Below are 22,337 nucleotides of genomic sequence, written 5' to 3'. Positions count from 1 at the left end.
GGCCGGCGGCGTCTAGCGTGGCCGGTATGGATGAGCAGCGGGTGCGGGGCGGTCCGCCGCAGTGGTGGCGGCACGGACCTCCCTGGTGGGACCGGTGGGGCGAGGGGGAGCGCGTGCCCCGGTGGCCCTGGCGGTCCACCGTCGTCGTCACGGTCTTCGTGCTGGTCGGCTCGAACTTCGCCGCTCACGGCCAGGCGGGCGAGCGGGCGGCACTGGACGTCTTCGCGCGGGTGCTGCTGCTGGTGGCCGGGGCGCTGCTGCTGTGGCGCAAGCGGTACCCGGTGGCCGTGGTCTTCGGCACCGCTGGTGCCGTCATGGTCTACCTGGGGGCCGGGTATCCGTACGGGCCGGTGTTCCTCACCGTCGCGCTGGCGTGCTTCAGCGCGATCGTCGCCGGGCATCGCCGGGCGGCATGGGCGGCGATGGGAACGCTCTGGGCCGGGCACGTCCTGGTGGCGCACTGGCTCTACCAGTGGCTGCCGCCGTCGGGGGACTCCGCCGCCTCCTGGGGCGAGGAGCTGGTGGTCGCCACCTGGGTGGTGGCGATCGCGGCGGTGTCGGAGCTGTTCCGGGTCCGGCGCGAGCAGTGGGCCAGGGAGCGGGCCGAGCGCGCCGAGGCCGCGCGGCGGCGGGCCGACGAGGAGCGGCTGCGGATCGCGCGGGAGCTGCACGACGTGCTCGCCCACAGCATTTCCGTGATCAACGTGCAGGCGGGTGTCGGCCTCGCGCTCCTCGACTCCGATCCCGAGCAGGCCCGTACCGCGCTCACCACGATCAAGGAACAGAGCAAGGAGGCGCTTGGCGAGGTGCGCCAGGTGCTCGACACGCTGCGCGCGCCCGGTGCCGCGCCGCGCGCGCCCGCGCCCGGGCTGGACCGGCTGCCCGAGCTGGTGGAGCAGGCGGCGAGCGCGGGCCTCACGGTGGAGGTCGAGGGGGAGCCGCCCCGGCTCGCTCCCGGCACGGACCTCGCCGCCTTCCGGATCGTCCAGGAAGCCCTCACCAACGTCGTGCGGCACTCGGGTTCGCGGCACGCGCGCGTGCACCTCGCGCACGACGCGGACGTGCTGCGGCTGCGCGTCGACGACGACGGGCCCGCCACCGGCGCCGACGCCGGCGGCAGCGGCAACGGGCTGGCCGGTATGCGGGAGCGGGCCGCCGCGCTGGGTGGCACCATCGAGGCGGGGCCCCGGCCGGACGGCGGTTTCCGGGTGCTCGCCGTACTTCCGTTGAGGGCTTCCGTCGGCCGTTGAGCCGTATCCCAGAACCACGTCAGGAGGACGACGGTGATCCGCGTACTGCTCGCCGACGACCAGTCACTGGTCCGGGCCGGGTTCCGGGCGCTGCTCGACGCGCAGCCCGACATCGAGGTGGCCGCGGAGGCCGCCGACGGGGAGGAGGCCGTGCGCGGGATCCGCGAACTGCGGCCCGACGTCGTCCTGATGGACATCCGCATGCCCGTGCTCGACGGCCTGGCCGCGACCCGGCGGGTCACCGGGGACCCGGACCTGAAGGAGGTCAAGGTGGTCATGCTCACCACCTTCGAGCTCGACGAGTACGTCTTCGAGGCGATCCGCTCGGGCGCCTCCGGCTTCCTGGTCAAGGACACCGAGCCGGAGGAACTCCTGCGCGCCGTACGGGCGGTGGTCGCGGGTGACGCGCTGCTCTCGCCGGGGGTGACGCGCCGCCTGATCGCCGAGTTCGCGGCCCGCTCCAAGGAACCCGCGGCGGCCGGCGCGCTGGCGGGGCTCACCGAGCGGGAGCGGGAGGTGATGGCCCTGGTCGGCATCGGACTGTCCAACGAGGAGATCGCCCGCCGCCTGGTCGTCAGCCCGCTCACCGCGAAGACCCACGTCAGCCGCACGATGGTGAAGCTGGGCGCCCGCGATCGGGCCCAACTGGTCGTGCTCGCCTACGAGTCCGGGCTGGTGCGGCCGGGCTGGCTGGGCTGAGCCGCCGAGCGGAACCGGACCAGCACACTGACGACCCGGGCGACGAAGAGGACGGGCGTGAGCACCAGCCCGGCGCGCAGCAGCAGACGCTCCGGCGTGTCCGGGAGGTCGAAGAGCAGCGCGGGACCGGCCACGGCCCCGAAGACGACCGCCGCGGCGAAGGCAGCACTGCACAGCGCGTACCCGATCTCGACGGTGATCGCATCCCGCTCGGCCTGCGTACGCCGTCCCCCGTGACTGGTCATACGGCGAGTCAAACAGCGGTGTGCCCGGCGGGCAAGGCAGCCCGCCGGGCACACGCTCGGAGACGGTCCCCCTAGTCGCGTACGGCGACGCGCTCCGTCTCCTTCGGGGTGGACTTGGCGACCACGACGGACGGCCGCTCCGGCCGGGTCCGCAGGCCCGTGAGGGTGATCAGCAGGCCGGCGAGGGCGATGAGCGTCACGACCAGCAGGCCGGGCCGGTAGCTGTCGAGGACGGCCTGCGGGGAGGCGTCGCCCCGCTCGGGGGCGTTCGCGGTCACCACCGCCGTCACCACCGCGAGGAAGATCGCGCCGCCCACCTGGACCGAGGTGTTGAGCAGTCCGGAGACCATGCCCTGCTCGTGCTCGTCGACACCGTTGGTCGCCTGGACGTTGAGGGACGGGAAGGTGAGCGCGAAGCCCGAGCCGACCAGCAGCATCGTCGGCAGGATCACCGCCGCGTAGACCGGGTCGAGGTCGATGCGCAGGAACAGCACGTAGCCGGTCACCATCAGGGCGAAGCCCAGCACCATCAGCCGGGCCGTGCCGAACCGGTCGATGACGGCGCCCACCTTCGTCGCGGACAGTGCCACCAGCGCGCCCGCCGGCAGGAAGGCCAGGGCCGTGTGCAGCGCCGACCAGCCGAGCAGCTGCTGCATATAGAGGGTCACCAGGAACTGGAAGCCGATGTAGCTGCCGACGAACGTCAACGCGCCCAGCTGCGCCCGCACTTGCGGCCCCGAGCGCAGTACACCGAGCCGGATCAGCGGGCTGGGGCTGCGCCGCTCGACGGCGACGAAGGCCGCCAGCAGGACGGCGACGGCGGCGAAGGACAGGACGGTCCGGGCCGACCCCCAGCCCACCTCGGGCGCCTCGACGACGGTGAAGACGAGCAGCAGCATCGAGGCGGTGCCGAGGACGGCGCCGGGGACGTCGTAGCCGCCCTGGCCGCGCTCGCGCTCGGTGCGCGGCAGCAGCTTCAGGCCCACGAGCAGGGCGATCAGTGCGATGGGGGCGGGCAGGAGCATCGTGAGCCGCCAGCTGGCCTCCGTGAGCAGGCCGGAGAAGACCAGGCCCATCGAGTAGCCGGTGGCGCCACAGGTGGTGTAGATGGCGAGGGCCCGGTTGCGCAACGGGCCTTCGGGGAACGTCGTGGTGATGATCGACAGGCCGGCGGGGGCCGTGAAGGCCGCGCTCAGGCCCTTGATGAAGCGGCTGGCGATGAGCAGCGGACCCGAGTCGACAAGGCCGCCGAGCAGCGAGGCCAGCGCGAAGACGCCCAGCGCCACCAGGAAGACCTGGCGCCGGCCCAGCAGGTCGGCGGCGCGTCCGCCGAGCAGCAGCAGCCCGCCGTAGCCGAGGATGTAGCCGCTGACGATCCATTGCAGCGCCGAGGTCGACAGGCCGAGGTCGGCGCCGATGGAGGGCAGCGCGACGCCGACCATGGACACGTCCAGGGCGTCCAGGAACATCGCGGCGCAGAGCAAGCAGGGTGCCCCAGAGCCGGGGAGTCCAACGCCCGTCGGACGTGGGAGTGGTGAGCGGAGAGGTCATGCCGAGAGATTACATGCACATGCATGTAATGCAAGCGCATTTAATTCAGGTGCAACAATCAGGGTTCTCTGTTACGGTGCGGCGCATGGCGGCGAAGCAGGCCGAGCAGGCGCTCGTGGAACAGTGGCGCGACATTCTGGCGCTGCATGCGCGAACACAGTGTGAACTCGACCGGGTTCTGCACGAACACGGCCTGTGCGCCAGCGACTTCGAGGTGCTCGACGTTCTCGCCGGGTGCCGGACGGCGAACGGCACGCCCTCCTACCGCGTCCAGGAGATCTCCGAGCGGGTCCACCTGAGCCAGAGCGCGCTGTCGCGGCTGATCGCCCGGCTGGAGAAGGACGGACTCGTCGAGCGCTGCATGTGTCCGGAGGACCGGCGGGGCGTGCGCGTCGCGCTCACGGCGAAGGGGCGCGCGCTGCACGGTGAGGTACTGCCCGTGCAGCGTGCGGTGCTGGCGCGGATGCTGGCGGACGGCTGAGCCCGGTCGGATGCCCTGAGGCGGGTCAGATTCCCGAGGTCTCCCGCCACAGTGCGGCGAGCTCCTGGTCGCCCGTGACCGACGGCAGGGGAGCCCGGTTCCACAACGCCAGGTACAACCGCTCGGCCGGGCCGGACAGTTCGCACTCGGCGTCCCCGGAGCCGCCCGGCGTGGTCACGGGCGGCTCGGACGACAGCCGTACGGTCCACACCGCGCCGGTGTCGTCCGTGCGCACGCGCAGGACGCGCGGCTCGGGCGTGCGGACCCGGCTCCTGGAGCGGGCGTGGAAGCCGCGCAGCAGTTCGTCGATGCCGTCGGTCGCGAACTCCGGAGTGACGGCCGTGATGCCGGCTCCGCGCGCGGACTCCGCGTCGACCCGGTGCACGGCCGTCTCGTGTGCCTGCCGCCGGGTCCAGAAGGCCAGCGGGGACGGGGCGGGCAGGAAGAACCAGCACTCCACGTCCGGTGCGGCGGCGGCCAGCGTGTCGACGAGACGGCGGTGGCCGTCGCGGTACCAGGCCACGAGCTCCGCGCCGTCGAGGTCCGGGGCGTCACCCAGCGGACGGCGCTCGCCGTACCCCTCGGCGACGTACGACGCGGCCCAGCGGTGCACGGCGCCCGTGTGCCGCAGCAGATCGCGTACGTGCCAGTCGGGGCACGTCGGCACCTTTGCGTCGGTCCCGGCCTCCTCGGCGGCCGCGGCCAGCAACCGGCCCTCTGTCTCCAGCGCTTGAAGGAACTCGGCGGTCTCCATGGCGCGAGTCTGCCGTACGGGGCGCGTTCAGGCGCCGGAATTTCCGCGGGGCGCTACGGCAGCGGTGTGCCGCCCGTGGCGTTGACGATCTCGGCGGTGATGTACGACGCCTCCTGGGAGGCGAGGAAGACGTACGCCGGTGCCATCTCGGCCGGCTGCGCGGGCCGCCCGATGGGCGCCTGCTTGCCGAACTTCCGGGTGTCCGGCATCGTCGCCGGGATCAGCGGCGTCCACACCGGGCCGGGCGCCACGGCGTTGACGCGGACGCCCTTGTCGATCACCATCTGCGCCAGCCCCTGCGTGAACGTGACGATCGCGCCCTTGGTCGTCGCGTAGTCCAGCAGATGCGGACTGGGCTTGTAGGCCTGCACCGACGTGGAGTTGATGATGCTGCCGCCCTCCGGGATGTGCGGCAGGGCCATCTTGCACAGCCAGAACATGCCGTACAGGTTGGTGCGCAGCACCCGGTCGAACTGCTCGGTGGAGATCGCCTCGATGCCGTCGGGCTGCGACATCTGGTACGCCGCGTTGTTCACCAGGACGTCGATCCGGCCGAACTCCTTGACGGCACGGTCGATCAGCGCGCGGCAGTTCTCCTCCTCCCGTACGTCGCACGAGACGGGCACGGCACGCCGCCCGGCATCCTCGACCAGCCGCGCGGTCTCGGCGGCGTCGTCCTTCTCGTCGTCCAGGTGAGTGAAGAGCACATCGGCCCCCTCCCGGGCGAACGCCAGGGCGACCGCGCGGCCGATCCCGGAGTCCCCGCCGGTGATCACGGCCTTGCGGCCGTCCAGCCGGCCGCTGCCCCGGTAGGACTGCTCGCCGTGGTCCGGGGGCGGGTCCATGGGGCCGGTCCAGCCCGGGTGCGGCTGGTCCTGGGAGGGAAACTCCGGGGTGGGGTGCTGGTCGCCGGGGTGCTGTTGATCGGTCACGGGTCTGCCTCCTTGTCCATGGCGTACGGCCCGGTGATCGCAACCGGTGATCACAACGGACGAGGCCCCGGGTACCCCGATGCCGGGGCGCCGATCACCTGGTTGTCCGGCTGGTTGTTCGCCGGACGTCCGGCAGGCCGGCCTGCCGGATCAGCCCGCCGCGGCGCGCCGTGTCGCGAAACCGATGAGCGCGGCCACGGCGGCCAGGATCGCCACGCTGGTGAGCGCGGCCGGGAGGGAGAACCAGTCCGCCATGAACCCGATGGCGGGCGGCCCCAGCAGCATGCCGCCGTAGCCCAGCGTGGAGGCCGTGGCGACTCCGCCGGGACCGGCGAGCGCGCCCGCGCGTTCCACGGCCACGGGGAAGAGGTTCGCGAGGCCGATGCCCGTGATCGCGTACCCGAGCAGGGCCGCCCACAGGGCGGGGGCGAGCGAGCCGAGCAGCATCCCGGCCGCCGCGGTGGCACCGCCCGCCACGACGGTCCGGGTCCGCCCCAGGCGCTCCAGGAGCGTGGTGCCGGTCAGGCGGCCCACCGTCATGGCGAGCGCGAAGCAGGAGTAGCCGATGGCCGCGGCCCCCGGCGAGGCGGCCAGGTCCTCTTCCAGGTGCAGGGCACCCCAGTCGGCCAGCGCCCCCTCGCCGTACGCGGTACAGCCCGCGATCAGGCCGAAGACGAGCACGAGTCCTCGGGTACGGCCGTCCAGGCGGCGCGGGGCGTCCTCCGTCGGCCGTTGCTGCTCCGGCGGCGTCGGCGGCTCGTGCCGGAGCAGAACCGGGCCCGCCACGGCGGTCACGAGCAGTCCGGTGACGGTGAGCAGCAGCAGGTGCCGGGTGGGGGAGAGGGACCCCGCGACCAGGGCGCCCAGCCCGGCGCCGACCATGCCGCCCAGGCTGAACGCGGCGTGGAAGCTCGGCATGATCGGCCGCCGCATCGCGCCCACGAGATCCACGGCGGCGCTGTTGAAGGCGACGTTGATCCCGCCGTACGCGGCGCCGAAGACCAGCAGGACGAGGCCGAGCGCGAGGGCCGAGTGGGTCAGCGGGGGCAGGGCCACGCTGAGGGAGAGCAGCACCGCGCAGGCGACGGTGACCCGGTGGTTGCCGAAACGGCGGCACAGGCGGCCGGTGAGGATCATCGTGACGACGGCTCCGGCGGAGACGCCCAGGAGGGCGAGGCCGAGGGCGCTGGCGGAGGCGTCGGTCTGCTCCTTGATGGCGGGGATGCGCACGACCCAGCCGGCGAAGACGAAGCCGTCGAGGGCGAAGAAGACGGTGATCACTGTGCGGAGTGTGGTGAGGGAGTTGCCGTCGCCCGGCACGGCACTGTGCGTTCGGGGTTTGTTTATTTGCGGCACAAACTCAGGTTAGGTGGGTGCGGGCACCCCGACAAGGTGCGACGCTGGGACGAGAGCCATCCGCCGAGGGACCTCGGGAGCGTACATGGGACGTGACGTGCCGGCCCTGGTGTTCACACGGGAGGACCGCCGTCGGTACCGGGCCAAGATGCAGACCGGCCTCGAAGTGCTGGCCCGGATGCTGCGCGAGTCCAGCTTCGAGAGCGAGCGCCCCCGGGTCGGGCTGGAGATCGAACTCAACCTGGTGGACGACCAGGGGCTGCCCGCGATGCGCAACACCGACGTCCTCCAGGCGATCGCCGACCCCGCCTGGTCCAGCGAGCTGGGCCGCTTCAACCTGGAGATCGACATCCCGCCGCGGGAACTGACGACCGGCGGCCCCGGCGCCTGGGAGCAGACGATCCGGGACGCCCTGAACCACGCCGAGGACCGCGCCGCGGCCGTGGGCGCCCACCTGATCATGGTCGGCATCCTGCCCACCCTGGACGAGGCGGACGTCAGCGAGTCCGCCCTCTCCGGCGACCCGCGCTACCGGCTGCTCAACGAGCAGATCTTCGCGGCGCGCGGGGAGGACCTGCGCATCAGGATCGACGGCGCGGAGCGCCTGTCGACGTACGCCGACACCATCACCCCCGAGGCCGCCTGCACCAGCACCCAGTTCCATCTCCAGGTCGCCCCCAAACAGTTCGCGGACTACTGGAACGCGGCCCAGGCCATCGCGGGCGTGCAGATCGCCCTCGCGGCGAACTCGCCCTTCCTGTTCGGCAAGGAGCTGTGGCGCGAGACCCGTATCCCCCTGTTCGAGCAGGCCACCGACACCCGCCCGGAGGAGATCAAGGCCCAGGGCGTACGGCCCCGGGTGTGGTTCGGGGAGCGGTGGATCACCAGCGTCTTCGACCTCTTCGAGGAGAACGTGCGCTACTTCCCGGCCCTGCTGCCGCTGTGCGAGGACGAGGACCCGCAACAGGAGCTCGACCGCGGCGGCGTTCCGCAACTGGGCGAACTGACCCTGCACAACGGCACCATCTACCGCTGGAACCGCCCCGTCTACGCCGTCACCGACAGCGGCCCGCATCTGCGCATCGAGAACCGGGTGCTGCCCGCCGGCCCCACCGTGGCCGACATCATCGCCAACGGCGCCTTCTACTACGGCCTCACCCGCGCCCTCGTCGACGAGGACCGGCCGGTGTGGACGCGGATGTCCTTCGCGGTCGCCGAGGAGAACCTGCACACGGCGGCCCGCGACGGCATCGACGCCCGCCTGTACTGGCCCGGCGTGGGCGAAGTACCGGTCACGGAACTGGTGTTGCGGCGTCTGCTGCCGCTGGCCCACCGGGGTCTGGAGCTGGCCGGCATGGACGCGGCCTGGCGCGAACCCCTGCTCGGCATCGTGGAGCAGCGCTGTGTCACCGCGCGCAACGGCGCCCTGTGGCAGGCGGAGACGGTCCACCATCTGGAGAAGGCCGGCGTCTCCGACCGGCGGGAGGCGCTGCGGCAGATGACCGCCACGTACATGGACTACATGCACATGAACGCGCCCGCGCACACCTGGCCCGTGGACTGACCGCAGGGACGTCACCGGGTCACGCCGGGCTCGGGGCGGCCTGGCCTCCCCACTCCTCGGCGGCGGTCAGCGGGACGGGAGCGGGCGGCTCAGCCGACGTCGTCAGCTCGATCCGCCGCCCCTCGGCCGACGAACGCAGGAGCGCGGTCATGGTCTCCAGTACGTGCAGGGCGAGTTCGCCGTTCGCGCGCGGTGCCCGCCGCCCGTCGGCGGCGACGAAGTCCAGCAGCCCGACGCCCCGCGCACCGTCGATGTAGCCCGCGGACGGCGGGAGCGTGCGCCACTGGGTGTCGCCGAGACCGAAGAGCCGTACGTCGCCGTCGAAGCGGTTGGGATCCGGGACGGCGAGGGTTCCCGCCTCGCCGTGGACCTCGATCGGGGACGCCGTGGTGGCCACCCCGTCGAAGCTCGTCGTGATCGTCGTCAGCGTCCCGCCCACGTGCTCCAGCACACCGGAGACATGGCTGTCCACCTCCACCGGTATCCGCTCGCCCGTACGCGGACCGGAACCGATGACCCGCTCGGCGCGCAGCCGGCTGGACGCCCCCGTCACGGCCCGCACCGGGCCCAGCAGGTGAATCAGGGACGCGAGGTAGTACGGCCCCATGTCCAGCAGGGGGCCGCCGCCCTCGGTGTAGTAGAAGTCGGGATGCGGATGCCAGCGTTCGTGGCCCGGCGTGACCATCACGGCCGAGGCGAACAGGGGGCGTCCGATGCGTCCCGCCGCCACGGCCGCCCGCGCCGTCTGGACCCCGGTGCCCAGCACGGTGTCCGGCGCGCACCCCACCCCGACGCCCGCCCGCGCGGCGGCCGCCATGACGGTGTGGGCCTCGGCGAGCGTGGCGGTGAGCGGCTTCTCCCCGTAGACGTTCTTGCCGTGGCCGATGGCCCCGAGGGCGATCGCGGCGTGCGCCCCGGGAGTGGTGAGGTTCAGCACCGTGTCCACGTCCGGGCTGCTCAGCAGCTCCTCGACGGTCAGCGCCCGTACGCCGGGCAGCTCGGCGGCGACCGCGGCCGACCGGGAGGCGTCGAGGTCGGCGACCGCGGTCACCCGCACGGCGGAACGGCCGGCGAGCGTGTCCAGGTACGCGCGGGAGATGACGCCGAGCCCTACGACGCCGATGCGGTGCGCGTCGCCCACAGCATGCCCCTCTCGATGATGGTGCGGACGCTCGGATTCTCGAGCACGTCGACGCTGTGCCCCGGTGTCGTCACCACGATCCGCCCGGCGCCCCACCGGCGGGTCCAGACCGCCGGCGAGGTGACCGGCCGGTGCCAGGGCTCCCACGCCCTGGTGGGGTGCGTGGTGGTGGCCAGGACGTCGATGAGGTCGTCGTGCAGCACCCAGTACTGCTCGGTGTGCAGCTCGAAGTCCTCGATGCCCGCGGTGACGGGATGCTCGCGGCCGGCCTCGGTGAGGGCGATCGTGTGCGGCAGGAAGTTGTCCTCCGCCCCGCCCTGGCGCTCGCACGGTTCCTTGCCCGGGTGCGTGGCGAACTGCCCTCCCACCAGGTGGAGATAGTCGGAGGAGGCGCGGAACGAGTCGGCGATGCCGCCGTGCCAGCCGGTGAACCCGGTGCCGGCCACGATCGCCGAGCTCAGCCCCGCGAGCTGCTCCCGCGTGATCTCCGACATCGTGACGCACTGCACGATCAGGTCGGTGCCGGCCAACTCGGCGGTGTCGGCGTAGACGTCGGTCGACTCCTCGACCCGGACGGCGTATCCGTTGCTCCGCAGGAAGGGCAGGAACAGTTCCGTCGCCTCGACCGGCTGGTGCCCCTCCCAGCCGCCGCGGACCACCAGTGCTCTCTTCTGCGTCATCGTGATCTCACTATGCGGGGGCGTCCGCGCTCACGAAAGGGGGCCGGGCCTCACGAAAATTTCGCTGCCGAGGCCCGGGCGCCGACCGTCCAACAGGCCGCGGTGAAGCGGACTTCCGAGCCGTGCACGAAGGGGTCGAAGGCGGCCCGGACCGTCTCGACGACCCGGTCGCGGGTCTGCTCGTCCACCTCGGGCAGGTGCATGCCGACCGCACCGAGCCGGGTGAAGTAGCGGACCAGTTCCTTCTCGGGCAGGGTGCAGACCACGTCGACCGGCCGGATGTCGATCCCGGCCCACCCGCTCCCGGTCAGGATCCGCCGGACCTTGTCCGGGTCCGCGAAGGCGAACTGTCCCGGCTCGTCCGGCCCCCGGACGGGCAGGTCCGGGAGCAGCGGCGCGGCGGCGCGCTGGGCCGTCGTCATGAACGGGTTCTCGGCCGGATCGCGCCAGACGACGCACCGCAGCGCGGCCTCGTCCCGGGCCGCGCGCCGGAGGTTGGCGAAGGCCCGGACGGGATCGCTGAAGAACATGACACCGAACCGAGAGATGACGGCGTCGAAGGTGCCGGATTCGAAGGGGTGGTCCTGGGCGTCGGCGCAGAGGAAGGACGCCGGGACGTCCTCCTGCCCGGCGTACTCCCGGGCGGTGGAGATCATCGCCTCGGAGATGTCGACGCCGACACAGCGGCCGGCCGGGCCGAGCCGTCGCGCGACGGCCAGTGTGACGCCGCCCGTACCGCAGCCGACCTCCAGCACGTCCCGCGCCTGTTCGGCGGCGACGGCGTCGACGAGGAGCTCCTCGAAGGGCCTGAACATGTCGTCCAGCACGCCCTTCAGATCGCCCCAGGCATGACCGGCGCGCCCCTTCCAGCGGGCTGCCTGCTCGTCCTCGGCCCTGCGCGCAGCGTCCATGACTGTCTCTCTTTCTGGTTGCCTTCGTCGTCCCGGGGTGACAGCGTTCTACTTCAAGTCGACTTGAGGTCAATGCAGAATGACAGAGCTGGACATCGCGGAAGTGTCGCACCGCGCCGGGGTCCCGGCATCGACCCTGCGCTATTACGAGGAGAAGGGGCTGATCTCCTCGACGGGCCGGCGCGGCCTGCGCCGGCAGTACGACCCGGGCGTACTGGAGCGGCTGGCGCTGATCGCGCTGGGGCGGACCGCCGGGTTCTCGCTCGACGAGATCGCGCAGATGTTCGCGCCGGACGGGCGGCCGCGGATCGACCGGCGGAAGCTGGCGGCCAAGGCGGACGAACTCGACCACCGGATCCGCGAACTGGGCGTGCTGCGCGACTCCCTGCGGCATGCCGCCGCGTGCCCCGCGCCGAGCCACCTGGAGTGCCCGACCTTCCGCCGCCTCCTCGACGCGGCGGCCTCCGGCGGTGTCGCGGCGCCGGGAAGGCGGGTTCCGCTCCGCTAGTGCCCCGACAGGCAACGTTCGCCCCGTCGCGACGCCCGGCACGCCCTCTCGCCGCACCGGCCGAAAGCCCAAGATCCAGTACGAGGACGTCCGGCCGGCCCGCCGAGAGGACGCACCGGACGCCGCTCCTTGACGGGCAAACGTTGCCTGCCGGGGCACTAGCCAGGGCCGTCGGTGCTCTTGGTTCAATCGTGGTTCGCGCTTTGCCCGATTCCCCGTGGGCCGTGCCTAGCCTCGACGGCGAACTTCGGGAGGCCGCAGTGCTGAACACCGTGAAAGGGCAGGCAGCGGGTCTGACGAAAGACCAGCGCAACGCGTTCGTGGCCGCCTATCTCGGCTGGGCGATGGACGCGTTCGACTATTTCCTGGTCGTGCTCGTCTACAGCGAGATAGCCGACGATTTCCATGTCTCCCTGACCGACATGGCCTTCCTCACCACCGCGACGCTGGTGATGCGGCCCGTCGGCGCGTTGCTGTTCGGCGTCTGGGCCGACCGGCGCGGCCGTCGCGTCCCGCTCATGGTGGACGTCGTCTTCTACTCGATCGTCGGTTTCGCCTGCGCCTTCGCGCCCAACTACACCGTGCTGCTGGTGCTGCGCCTGCTCTACGGCATCGGCATGGGCGGCGAGTGGGGCCTGGGAGCGGCCCTGGCCATGGAGAAGATCCCGGCGGCGAGGCGTGGCTTCTGGTCGGGGCTGTTGCAGAGCGGCTACTCGCTGGGGTACCTGCTGGCCGCCGTGGCGTTCTTCGTCATCGAGCCCGCCTTCGGCTGGCGGGGACTGTTCGCCTTCAGCCTGCTGCCCGCGCTGGTCGCGCTGTGGGTGCGCAGCCGGGTGGAGGAGAGCGAGGTGTGGGAGAAGACCGTCCGGCTCAACCGCACCCCCGCGCACCAGGTGTTCAAGAACCCCGCGGTGCTGCGGCGTTTCGTCTACCTGGTCGCGCTGATGACCGCCTTCAACTGGATGTCGCACGGCACGCAGGACATCTACCCGACCTTCGTGAAGAAGGGCCTGGAGCTGTCCGCGAACACCTCGATCGCGATCGCCGTGGTGTACAACATCGGCGCCATGATCGGTGGTGTGCTGCTCGGCGCGTACTCCGAACGGCTGGGCCGCCGTCGGACGATCATGATCGCGGCGGCCGGGGGCCTGGTCGTGGTGCCGTTCTTCGTGCTGTCCACGACCGTCGGCTGGCTGATGCTGTCGTCCTTCCTGATGCAGGTGTGCGTGCAGGGAGCCTGGGGCGTCATCCCGGCCCATCTGACCGAGATGAGCCCGGACGCCGTCCGGGGCTTCTACCCGGGCGTCACCTACCAGCTCGGCAACCTGATCGCCGCGCTGAACCTGCCGATCCAGGAGGCGATCGCCGAGCGCCACGGGTATCCGTCGGCGATGGCGTGGACCGTCGTGCCCACCCTGGTCGTGGTGATCCTGCTCAGCGCGATCGGCAAGGAGGCCAAGGGCATCCACTTCGGAACCAGCGGCTCACAGGCCCCGAGCACGGCGGCGACGGGCACGGTCCACCCCTGACGTCCCGCACGCGGCGCGAGGCCCCGGCCCCGCGCAAGCCCTACCCGTCGCCGTTCCTCCTCGGTCCGGCCGGTGTCGGGTCCGGTGTCGTCGTCACCGTCGTCACGCCCCGGGTCCGCAGCTCGCCGAGCACGGTCGGGTCGGCCGTGTCGTCGGTGATCAGGGTCCAGCCCTCGCGCAGGGCCGTCCAGGCGTGGAACGGGCGGCGGCCCAGTTTGGCCGCGTGGGCGAGGACGTAGACGTGGTCGGCGCGGCGGGCCATCAGTTCCTTGAGGCGGGTCTGGCGCAGGTCGGCCTCGCAGATGCCGAGTTCGGGGGAGATGCCGTCCGTGCCGAGGAAGACCCGGTCGAACGTCATGCGTTCCAGTGCGGCTTCCGTGAGCGGGCCGACGAAGCCCTGGCTGAGCGGGCGCAGCGTGCCGCCGAGGCACTCGACGTGCACCGTCTCGACGTCGGACAGGGCCTGGAGGGCGGTGAGTCCGGTGGTCGCCACGGTGATGTCCTCGGCCGTGCGCAGCTCGTGGGCGAGCGCGCCGACCGTGGACCCGGCGTCGAGCAGCAGCGTCTCGCCGGGCCGTACCTGCGCCGCCGCCCAGCGCGCGATCGCCTGCTTGGCCTCGAAGGCCTCGCCGACCCGCTGCCGCAGCGACGCCTCGGGATGCGCGGCCAGTGCCATGGCACCGCCGTACGTACGGGCCAGCCGGCCGTCCGTGGTGAGCTTGGCCAGGTCGCGGCGGATGGTCGAGGCCGTCACCCCGAACAGCTGGGAGAGCTCCTCCACGCTCGCCAGACCCGTGGTGGTGGCGAGGTGGACGATGCGGTCGCGCCGCGCCTTGGATCCGATCACAGACATCGGTTCTTGGTGTCCTTAAATGTCCTGGGCGGCCGGAGCGGTCGACATCTCGGCGGCCTGGCGCAGAGCCTCGACCATGCTACCGGCCTCGGCCCGGCCGGTACCGGCGATGTCGAAGGCCGTGCCGTGGTCGACGGAGGTGCGGATGACCGGCAGCCCGACGGTGAGGTTGACCCCGGCCTCGATGCCGAGGACCTTGACGGGCCCGTGTCCCTGGTCGTGGTACATCGCGACGATGAGGTCGTAGTCGCCCCGCGAGGCCAGGTAGAACGCCGTGTCCGCGGGCAGCGGGCCCCGCGCGTCGATGCCGTCGGCGCGGACCGCCTCCAGCGCCGGCACGATCTTCGTCTCCTCCTCGCCGTAGCCGAACAGGCCGTTCTCGCCCGCGTGCGGATTGATGCCGCACACGCCGATCACCGGCTCGGCGGTCCCGGCCCGCACCATCGCCTCGTGACCGCGGCGCACCGTGCGTTCCACCAGTCCGGGCTCGATGCGGTTCACCGCGTCGATGAGCCCGATGTGGGTGGTGACGTGAATGACCTTCACCCTGGGCGTGGACAGCATCATCGACACCTCCTCGACGCCTGTGAGGTGGGCGAGGAGTTCGGTGTGGCCGGGGTAGAGATGGCCGGCGGCGTGCAGGGCCTCCTTGTTGAGGGGGGCGGTGCAGATGCCGTCCACCTCGCCGCGCAGCGCCAGCTCGGCGGCGACGCGTACGTAGTGGTATGCGGCGTCGCCCGCGACGGCGGACAGCTCGCCCCAGGGCAGGTCGGCGGGGAGCAGTCCGAGGTCGATGACGTTGACGCGGCCGGGCGTGAACTCCGCCTGTGCGGGGTGCTCGACGGCCACGATCTCGCAGCTGACACCGAGGATGCCGGCCGCCTGCCGCAGGCGCTCGGCGTCCCCCACGACCACCGGTCGGCAGTCGCGCAGGGTGTCGGGGTGCAGCAGCGCCGGCACGATGACCTCGGGCCCGATGCCTGCGCCGTCGCCCATGGTGACCGCGATGACCGGGAGCGGCCGTGCGGAGGCCGCGTTCTGGCCGGCGGTGGCGGCGGAGGGGGCTGCGTTCACGGGGCTACTCCTGTGGGGTCGGTCGGAACGGGGCGTACGGGGGCGGGGCGCAGCGCCCGGACGATGCGTCGCAGGGAGTCGGCCTCGCCGTAGCTGCCGGGCCGGGTGACGACCGAGCGGCCGTCGGGTGTGCGGGAGAGGACCGCACCGTGGTGGATCTGGCCCACGGGGCGCAGGTCGGTGACGCGCAGGACGTCCAGGACACGGCGGGCCGTCTCGCCGCCGGTGAGGACCAGGTCGCAGCCGTGCGCCGCGTCGGCGACGGTGTCGGCGAGCGCGGCGACGAGGCGGCGCGCCATGGCGGGGCCGGTCTCTCCGGTGATGCGGACGACCGTGACGGCGGCGACGGGAGGGGGCAGCCGTCGCGGGGAGCGCAGGAGTTCGCTGGTGCTGAGGGAGACCTGGTGGGCGCCGTCCGCGAGGACGTGCGCGACCTGTCTGCGCGCCGACGGCTCGGCGGTGCCGACGACGAGCAGCAGCGGCCGGACGACTTCGCCGGGCGCGAGGGCGTTCTCCCCGGACGTGCCCAGGAGCCGTCCCAGTGCGCCGGCGAGTCCGCCCGTGCCCAACAGCCGTATCCCGGGGCCCAGTTCGAGGGCCGCCGCGGCGATCGCGTCGAGGTCGGCCTCGGTCTCGGCGTCGCACACCGGGTGCCGGCCCTGCGCGAAACGCGCACGAAGCTCATCACGCAGTGTGCCGGGCGCGCCGCGCACGACCGTGAGCGGCACCGGCGCCGACGGCAGATCGCCGAGCGCGGCGGCGACCGACCGCGGCGCGGGCCGGGTCTCGGCACGCCAGGCACTCGTCTCGTGCAGCGGGGTCCCGTCGAGGTGGACGACCCCGTCCCGGACCGTGCGCCGGGCCGGCGGCAGCGCGGTCGCGATCACCACGCCCGCGCTGCCTCGCGCATAGGCGGCGGCCTCGGCGGCGAGGTTGCCCCGCAGCAGCGAGTCGACCTTCTTGAACAGCACCGTTCCGGCGGGGACCGACCGCGTGGCGTCCCGTACCGCGCCCGCCGCCCGGTCGCCGGGCAACTGCCGGGAGTCGAGGTCGAGGACGAGCGACTCGCCGGGCGCCGACGCCACCGGTCCGGGGACCGGCCCCAGCAGGATCCGGGCGGGCGAGCGCAGCGCCACCGCGGTCTCGGCCGCACCGGACAGATCGTCGGCCAGCGCGAGCACAGGCCGGGCAAGGCCGGCTGCGGAGAGGGACACGAGCACCTCCTCGGGCGGCCCGGTCGGGCTGCCTCGGGAACCGATGATGACACGGCTTGCGCGAAATGCGCGAGACCCCTTGCGCACTTCGCGCAGTCGTGCCACCTTTTCCGGCGCGACACCTGTTCGTATCCCGCCGGCCGGACCCCCCAACCGGCCCGAGGCGAGAGCCGCGCGAACACCACGAGCCGGTCGCCCCCGGAACGCGAGAAGGTCGACGATGACCCCAAGCCCTCACCACGCACCCCCGGACCGTCCCTCTCCGCGAGAGCCCCTGCGCCGCCGCACCCTGCTCCGCCTGGGCGCCCTCGGCGGCACGGGCCTCGCCCTCGGTCCCCTGTCCGCCTGCGCCGGACCCACCGGAGCCCCCGGCCCCGGCACCCTCACCCTCGGCCTGAACCGCTCCCTGGTGAGCCTCGACAACAAGCTCAACCAGTTCGACGCGGCCGTCACCGTGCAGCGCGCGGTCCGCGAGGCCCTCACCCGCATCGGCCCCGGCATGAGGGTCCAGCGCGTCCTCGCCGACCGGTTCGAGATGACCGGGCCGACGGCCTGGAGCGTGCGGCTGCGCCAAGGCGTGCGCTACTCCGACGGCAGCCCCGTCACCGTCGAGGACGTCGCGACCGCCCTGAAGATGTACGGCAAGGTCAACGGCTCCTTCCTGCTCGGCCTCTTCCCGGAACTGCCCACCGTCGAGAAGACCGGCGAGCGCACGTTCACGCTGCACACCGAGCGCCCCGTGCCCGTCCTCGACCGGCTGATGGCCAACATCCACATCACCCCGGCCGCCGCCAACCGCCCCGAGGAACTCCAGAGCGGCGTCGGCTCCGGCCCGTACAAGGTGATCGAGGCCAACAGCGGCGCCGGCGAGTACACCCTCGCCCGCAACCCCCGCTACTGGGGCCGCCCGGCCCACGTCGACACCGTCCGGGTGCGCTTCGTGCCCGAGGAGTCCAGCCGGGTCATCGCCCTGCGCAGCGGCGAACTCGACGTCGTCGACACCCTCACCCCGGACTCGGCCGAGCAGCTCACCGGGCTGCCGGGCGTCACCGTCCAGGAGACCTCCGGCGTCCGCATCTCCCAGCTCTTCTACAACTTCCGCAAACCCGACGACCACCCCCTGGCCGACGCCCGCGTCCGCCGCGCCCTCACCTACGCCATCGACGGCGAGGCACTGATCCGGGACGTCCTCACCGGCTCCGCCGAAGCCGCCGAAGGGGTCGTCCCCCTCGCCCTCGAAGGCGCCGTGCGCACCGGCGCCTACACCTACGACCCGCGCAAGGCCAGGGCGCAGCTGAGGCAACTGGGCGCCGAAGGCCTGCGGATCCGCGTCATCTGGGAGTCGGGCGAGTTCGCCGCCGACAACTCCGTCATGGAAGCCGTCGCCGACATGTTCCGCGACATCGGCGTACGCGCCTCCCTGCTCCAGTTCGAACCGGGCGGCGACATCCTGAAGTGGCGCCAGGGCCGGGGCGGCGACTGGGACGTCATCGGCAACGGCTTCCCCGGCACCACCGGCCAGGCCCTCACCTCCCTCCAGGGCATGTACGGCGGCACCCCCGAACGGGAACGCACCCGCGACACCTACATGGGCTACGTCGTCCCCGACATCCAGCGCCGCCTGGAGGACGCCGCCACCGAGACGGACGCCGCCGCCCGGGACCGCAAGCTGGCCGCCGTGCAGCACGCCATCTGGAACACCTGGCCCAGCCTGTGGGCGTTCGCCCCCAAGACGATGCTCGCCCGCCGCGACCGCGTGCACGACCTGGGCCTGCTCCAGCTCAACTCCTACGACCTGTCCGCCGTGCGGCTGGAGGGCTGAGCCGTGGCCACCTACCTCGTCCGCCGCATCGGCCAGAGCCTGCTGGCCGTCTTCCTCACCCTGACCACGGTCTTCCTGCTGCTGCGTCTCGCCCCCGGCGACCCGGCCGCCGCCTACGCCGCGCCCAGCGCCACGGCCGCCGATCTCGCCCGCATCCGCGCCCAGTTCGGCCTCGACGAACCGCTGATCGCCCAGTACGGGATCTTCCTGCGCGACCTGTGCACCGGGAACCTCGGCACCAGCTACTCCTTCCACGCCTCCGCGTTCGACGTGGTCATGGACCGGCTGCCGTACACCATCACCCTCGCGGTCTCCGCCATCGCGGTCACCACCGTCGTCGCCGTGCCGCTCGGCGTGTGGATGGCCCGGCGCGCCGACACCAAGCGGGAGCTGGGCGCGAACGTGCTCACCATCGCCGGGCAGTCGATGCCGGACTTCTGGACCGGCGTGATGCTGCTGACCGTCTTCTCCGTGCTGCTCCCGGTGCTGCCCGCCTCCGGATTCACCTCCTGGAACGGCCTGGTCCTGCCCACCGTGACCGTCGCCGTCCTCCAACTCGCGCTGATCTCACGCCTGGTGCGCCGCGAGATGACCACCGCGCTCGCCGCCCCCTACACCACGGTCGCCCGCTCCCGAGGCGTCTCCGAGCGCGCGCTGACCTGGCAGTACGGACTGCGCAACTCCGCCGTGCCGCTCGTCACCGCCCTCGGCACCCGGTTCGCGGCGCTGCTCAACGGTGTCGTGGTCGTCGAGGTCGTCTTCGGCTGGCCGGGCGTCGGCTCGCTCGTCGTCCGCGCCCTGGAGACCCGCGACTACCCCCTCATCCAGGCCACCGTCCTCGTCACGGCCACCCTCGCGATCCTCGTCCAGCTCCTCGTCGACCTCGCCTACCCGCTGTTCGATCCGCGCGTACGACTCGGAAAGGCGGCCTGACCCATGGCCAGTGTCACGTCCACCCCGGCCGCCGGAACCGAGCGGCCCAGCGCCGTCACCGCCCGCGACCTGGCCCGGGCCACCGCGACCCGGCAGCGGCGCGGCTCCCGCTTCAAGATCTGGGCCGGATCCGTCTGCACGGCCCTCGTCGTCCTGCCCGTCGCCCTGGCGGGTCTGCTGCCGCTGCCGGACGCCAACGCCCAGGACCTGTCGGAGCGCAGACTGCCGCCGCTCAGCGACGGGCACCTGCTCGGCACCGACCAGCTCGGCCGCGACCTGCTGTCGCGCATCCTGCACGGCGGCCAGGTCTCCCTGTCGGTCGGTGTCCTCGCGGTCCTGGTGTCCGGGCTGATCGGCATCGTCGCCGGATCGGCGGCCGGGTTCTTCGGCGGCTGGGTCGACGCGCTCGTCTCCCGCTTCCTGGAGGCCCAGCTCGCCCTGCCGCTGCTGATGATGCTGCTGCTCGTGGTCGCCCTCTTCGGGCCGTCGGTCACCGTCATCACCTGCGTGATCGCCGTCGCACAGTGGCCCGAGGTGGCACGGCTGACCCGCTCCCTCGTCCTCGTCGAGCGCGAGAAACCGTACGTCGCCGCCGCGCGCGTGCTGGGCCTGCGCGGCTGGTCGGTCCTCACTCGGCACGTCGTCCCCAACGTCGTACGGCCCGTGAGCCTCGTCGTGCTGCTCCTGCTCGCCCAGGCCGTCCTGCTGGAGAGCGCGCTGAGCTTCCTCGGCGCCGGACCGCAGCGGCCCTTCGCCACCTGGGGCCGGATCATCTCCGACGGCCAGGCCTACCTCACCACCTCGTGGTGGCTGGTCACCCTGCCCGGCCTGGTCATCGCCGTCCTCGTGGTCGGCGTCAACCTGCTGGGCGACGGGCTGCGGGACCGCACCCGCCGCCGGAAGGGAGCGGGCGCATGACACCGCAGGAAGGGAGCGCGAGCATGACGTCCCCGGAAGGGAGCGCGAGCATGACACCGCTGCTCGATGTCCGTGACCTCCAGATCGAACTCGTCACCGCCCACGGCGTCGTCCGGGCCGTCGACGGGGTGAGTTTCACCGTCGGCCGCGGTGAGACCGTGACCCTCATCGGCGAGTCCGGATCCGGCAAGTCGACCACCGCGATGGGCGTCCTGGGCCTGCTGCCGGAGGGACTGGCCGTGCTGTCGGGCAGCGTCCGCATCGGCGGCCGGGACGTCGTCGCCGACCCCGGCGCGGCCCGCGCGGTACGCGGCCGGACCGTCTCCCTGATCCCGCAGGACCCGATGACCGCCCTCAGCCCCGTCCACACCGTCGGCCGGCAACTCGGCGACGCCATCCGCCTGCGCCACCCCGGACTGTCCCGGGCACAAGCCCGGGACAAGGGCATCGACCTGCTCGGACAGGTGCGCATCACCCGGCCGGAGACCCGCTGGAAAGCCTACCCGCACCAGTTCTCCGGCGGCATGCTGCAACGCATCCTCATCGCCATCGCCCTGGCCGGCGACCCGGAACTGCTCGTCGCCGACGAGCCCACCTCGGCCCTGGACGCCACCGTGCAGGCGAGCGTCCTCGACCTGCTGATGGAACTGCAGGAACGCACCGGCATCGGGATGCTGATGATCACCCACGACCTGGGCGTGGCCCGGCTGGTCTCCGACCGCATCCACGTCATGAAGGACGGCCGTTTCGTCGAGTCGGGCCCGGCCGAACGGATCGTCGACAAGCCCGCCGAGCCCTACACCCGCGCCCTCCTCGCCGCGGTGCCCCGGCTGGGCGCCTGGGACGAGGACGAGACCGCCGTACCGGGAGCCGCCACATGACGCTGCTGTCCGTAGAGGACCTGGTCGTCGAATACCCGACACCGAGCGGCCCCTTCCGGGCCGTCGACCAGGTCGGCTTCCAGCTCCACAAGGGCGGCTCGCTCGCCGTCGTCGGCGAGTCCGGCTGCGGCAAGTCCACCCTCGCCCGCGCCCTCGTCCGGCTGCTCACCCCACGGTCCGGCCGTATCGTCCTCGACGGCACGGACATCGCCGGCCTGCCCGAACGGAGACTGCGACCGCTGCGGCGCCGCGTGCAGATGGTCTTCCAGGACCCCTACGGCTCCCTCGACCCGCATCTCACCGCCCAGCAGATCGTCGCCGAGCCGCTGCGCCTCGCGGGCGTGTCCGACCGTGCCGAACGGGCCCGCCGCGCCGCCGAACTGCTCGACCAGGTCGGCCTGCCCCCGTCCGCGCTCCAGCGCCGCCCGGCCGACTTCTCCGGCGGCCAGCGGCAGCGCATCGGCATCGCCCGCGCGCTCGCCTCCCGCCCCGACCTGCTGGTCTGCGACGAGGCGACCTCCGCGCTCGACGTCTCCGTACAGGCCCAAGTGCTCGCGCTGCTCAGGGAGTTGCAGGAGGAGACCGGCATCGCCTACCTCGTCATCGCGCACAACCTGGGCGTGGTGCGCGAGATGAGCACGGACGTCGTGGTCATGCGGGCCGGGCGCGTCGTCGAGGCCGGGCGGACCGAGACCGTCCTCGCCGCCCCGGCCGACCCCTACACCCGGGCCCTGCGCCGGGCCGCGCTCGACCCGACCGCCATCCAGGGCGTGAAACCGCGCCGCGTACCGGAAGGAAGCCCCTCGTGACGACCGGCATCACCCTGCCGACCACCACCGTCCCGCTCTCGCGGCTGGTGCTCGGCACCATGACCTTCGGCGACACCGTCGACCGCGGGGGAGCGGCGGCCATGCTGGACGCCGCGCTCGACGCCGGACTCACCGGAGTGGACACCGCCAACGGCTACGCCGGAGGCGACAGCGAGCGGCTGCTCGGGGAACTGCTGCCCGGCCGCCGCGACCGGATCGTGCTGGCCACCAA

The 22,337-nt window shown here is 72.6% G+C and carries 22 protein-coding genes and 1 pseudogene; 12 read left to right on the top strand and 11 right to left on the bottom strand.

What is annotated here, in order from left to right; translation table 11 throughout:
- Positions 1 to 26: 26 nt before the first annotated feature.
- The gene (locus tag CCL05_RS11255; RefSeq protein ID WP_086560354.1) at positions 27 to 1,250 is read left to right on the top strand and encodes a sensor histidine kinase; all 1,224 of its coding nucleotides are present in this window, start codon (positions 27 to 29) and stop codon (positions 1,248 to 1,250) included.
- Between the two features lie 33 nt (positions 1,251 to 1,283).
- On the top strand, positions 1,284 to 1,949 hold the full coding sequence (locus tag CCL05_RS11250) for a response regulator transcription factor (protein WP_086560353.1): 666 nt from the start codon (positions 1,284 to 1,286) through the stop codon (positions 1,947 to 1,949).
- Here CCL05_RS11250 and CCL05_RS11245 read toward each other — a convergent pair.
- Positions 1,910 to 2,194 (bottom strand): DUF6332 family protein, encoded by a 285-nt coding sequence (locus tag CCL05_RS11245; RefSeq protein WP_086560352.1) that lies wholly within the window; start codon positions 2,192 to 2,194, stop codon positions 1,910 to 1,912. The genes CCL05_RS11250 and CCL05_RS11245 overlap by 40 nt on opposite strands.
- 71 nt (positions 2,195 to 2,265) lie before the next feature.
- Positions 2,266 to 3,745: pseudogene (locus CCL05_RS11240) on the bottom strand (MFS transporter).
- Positions 3,746 to 3,830: 85 nt separating this feature from the next.
- Here CCL05_RS11240 and CCL05_RS11235 point away from each other — a divergent pair.
- A complete protein-coding gene (locus CCL05_RS11235) occupies positions 3,831 to 4,226 on the top strand; it encodes a MarR family winged helix-turn-helix transcriptional regulator (protein ID WP_086560351.1) in 396 nt (131 codons plus the stop codon).
- Between the two features lie 25 nt (positions 4,227 to 4,251).
- Here CCL05_RS11235 and CCL05_RS11230 read toward each other — a convergent pair whose 3' ends face one another.
- The 3 genes from CCL05_RS11230 to CCL05_RS11220 form a co-directional block, all read right to left on the bottom strand.
- Positions 4,252 to 4,980 carry a maleylpyruvate isomerase family mycothiol-dependent enzyme gene (locus CCL05_RS11230; protein ID WP_086560350.1) on the bottom strand — a complete coding sequence of 243 codons (729 nt, stop codon included), beginning with the start codon at positions 4,978 to 4,980 and terminating at the stop codon, positions 4,252 to 4,254.
- 53 nt (positions 4,981 to 5,033) lie between these two features.
- Complete coding sequence (locus CCL05_RS11225) at positions 5,034 to 5,912, bottom strand: SDR family oxidoreductase (protein ID WP_086560349.1); 879 nt, start codon at positions 5,910 to 5,912, stop codon at positions 5,034 to 5,036.
- Between the two features lie 150 nt (positions 5,913 to 6,062).
- Positions 6,063 to 7,232 carry an MFS transporter gene (locus CCL05_RS11220; RefSeq protein WP_086560348.1) on the bottom strand — a complete coding sequence of 390 codons (1,170 nt, stop codon included), beginning with the start codon at positions 7,230 to 7,232 and terminating at the stop codon, positions 6,063 to 6,065.
- 121 nt (positions 7,233 to 7,353) lie between these two features.
- On the opposite strand from CCL05_RS11220, the gene CCL05_RS11215 reads away from it, so the two are divergent.
- Positions 7,354 to 8,832, top strand: a complete 1,479-nt coding sequence (locus CCL05_RS11215; RefSeq protein ID WP_086560347.1) for a glutamate-cysteine ligase family protein — start codon at positions 7,354 to 7,356, stop codon at positions 8,830 to 8,832.
- A gap of 19 nt (positions 8,833 to 8,851) precedes the next feature.
- Here CCL05_RS11215 and CCL05_RS11210 read toward each other — a convergent pair whose 3' ends face one another.
- Genes CCL05_RS11210 through CCL05_RS11200 form a run of 3 tightly spaced genes read right to left on the bottom strand, consistent with a single transcriptional unit; the run spans position 8,852 to position 11,564 of the window.
- Complete coding sequence (locus CCL05_RS11210; protein WP_086560346.1) at positions 8,852 to 9,973, bottom strand: Gfo/Idh/MocA family protein; 1,122 nt, start codon at positions 9,971 to 9,973, stop codon at positions 8,852 to 8,854.
- Positions 9,943 to 10,653 carry a ThuA domain-containing protein gene (locus CCL05_RS11205; RefSeq protein WP_086560345.1) on the bottom strand — a complete coding sequence of 237 codons (711 nt, stop codon included), beginning with the start codon at positions 10,651 to 10,653 and terminating at the stop codon, positions 9,943 to 9,945. The genes CCL05_RS11210 and CCL05_RS11205 overlap by 31 nt, the downstream gene beginning before the upstream one ends.
- Before the next feature lie 50 nt (positions 10,654 to 10,703).
- Positions 10,704 to 11,564, bottom strand: a complete 861-nt coding sequence (locus tag CCL05_RS11200; protein WP_086560344.1) for a class I SAM-dependent methyltransferase — start codon at positions 11,562 to 11,564, stop codon at positions 10,704 to 10,706.
- Positions 11,565 to 11,643: 79 nt separating this feature from the next.
- On the opposite strand from CCL05_RS11200, the gene CCL05_RS11195 reads away from it, so the two are divergent.
- Positions 11,644 to 12,072, top strand: a complete 429-nt coding sequence (locus CCL05_RS11195) for a helix-turn-helix domain-containing protein (RefSeq protein ID WP_086560343.1) — start codon at positions 11,644 to 11,646, stop codon at positions 12,070 to 12,072.
- 260 nt (positions 12,073 to 12,332) lie between these two features.
- A complete protein-coding gene (locus tag CCL05_RS11190; protein WP_086560342.1) occupies positions 12,333 to 13,601 on the top strand; it encodes an MFS transporter in 1,269 nt (422 codons plus the stop codon).
- A 40-nt stretch (positions 13,602 to 13,641) separates the two neighbouring features.
- Here the strand turns inward: CCL05_RS11190 and CCL05_RS11185 are convergent, their stop codons facing one another.
- From CCL05_RS11185 to CCL05_RS11175, 3 genes are read right to left on the bottom strand one after another with little or no spacing between them, the layout of a single operon-like run.
- On the bottom strand, positions 13,642 to 14,454 hold the full coding sequence (locus CCL05_RS11185) for a DeoR/GlpR family DNA-binding transcription regulator (RefSeq protein ID WP_086560341.1): 813 nt from the start codon (positions 14,452 to 14,454) through the stop codon (positions 13,642 to 13,644).
- A 15-nt stretch (positions 14,455 to 14,469) separates the two neighbouring features.
- Positions 14,470 to 15,528 carry a 4-hydroxythreonine-4-phosphate dehydrogenase PdxA gene (pdxA, locus tag CCL05_RS11180; protein ID WP_244204246.1) on the bottom strand — a complete coding sequence of 353 codons (1,059 nt, stop codon included), beginning with the start codon at positions 15,526 to 15,528 and terminating at the stop codon, positions 14,470 to 14,472.
- Positions 15,525 to 16,742, bottom strand: a complete 1,218-nt coding sequence (locus CCL05_RS11175; protein WP_244204245.1) for a four-carbon acid sugar kinase family protein — start codon at positions 16,740 to 16,742, stop codon at positions 15,525 to 15,527. Before CCL05_RS11175 ends, pdxA begins: the two co-directional genes overlap by 4 nt.
- A 220-nt stretch (positions 16,743 to 16,962) precedes the next feature.
- Between CCL05_RS11175 and CCL05_RS11170 the strand changes: the two genes are divergently transcribed.
- The 6 genes from CCL05_RS11170 to CCL05_RS11145 form a co-directional block, all read left to right on the top strand.
- Positions 16,963 to 18,564 (top strand): ABC transporter substrate-binding protein, encoded by a 1,602-nt coding sequence (locus CCL05_RS11170; protein WP_086560340.1) that lies wholly within the window; start codon positions 16,963 to 16,965, stop codon positions 18,562 to 18,564.
- 3 nt (positions 18,565 to 18,567) lie between these two features.
- Complete coding sequence (locus CCL05_RS11165) at positions 18,568 to 19,497, top strand: ABC transporter permease (protein ID WP_086560339.1); 930 nt, start codon at positions 18,568 to 18,570, stop codon at positions 19,495 to 19,497.
- Between the two features lie 3 nt (positions 19,498 to 19,500).
- Entirely contained in the window at positions 19,501 to 20,415 is a 915-nt protein-coding gene (locus CCL05_RS11160) for an ABC transporter permease (RefSeq protein WP_086560338.1), read from the top strand.
- Between the two features lie 23 nt (positions 20,416 to 20,438).
- On the top strand, positions 20,439 to 21,296 hold the full coding sequence (locus tag CCL05_RS47140) for an ABC transporter ATP-binding protein (protein WP_279629930.1): 858 nt from the start codon (positions 20,439 to 20,441) through the stop codon (positions 21,294 to 21,296).
- The gene (locus tag CCL05_RS11150) at positions 21,293 to 22,105 is read left to right on the top strand and encodes an ATP-binding cassette domain-containing protein (protein WP_086560336.1); all 813 of its coding nucleotides are present in this window, start codon (positions 21,293 to 21,295) and stop codon (positions 22,103 to 22,105) included. The genes CCL05_RS47140 and CCL05_RS11150 overlap by 4 nt, the downstream gene beginning before the upstream one ends.
- Positions 22,102 to 22,337 (top strand): aldo/keto reductase (locus CCL05_RS11145; RefSeq protein ID WP_143589869.1); only part of this gene is annotated, 236 nt, incomplete at its 3' end. The genes CCL05_RS11150 and CCL05_RS11145, both read left to right, overlap by 4 nt.

The organism is Streptomyces africanus, from assembly GCF_002150735.1.
Lineage (GTDB): Bacteria > Actinomycetota > Actinomycetes > Streptomycetales > Streptomycetaceae > Streptomyces > Streptomyces africanus.
This window is presented reverse-complemented; position numbering and strand designations above follow the sequence as displayed.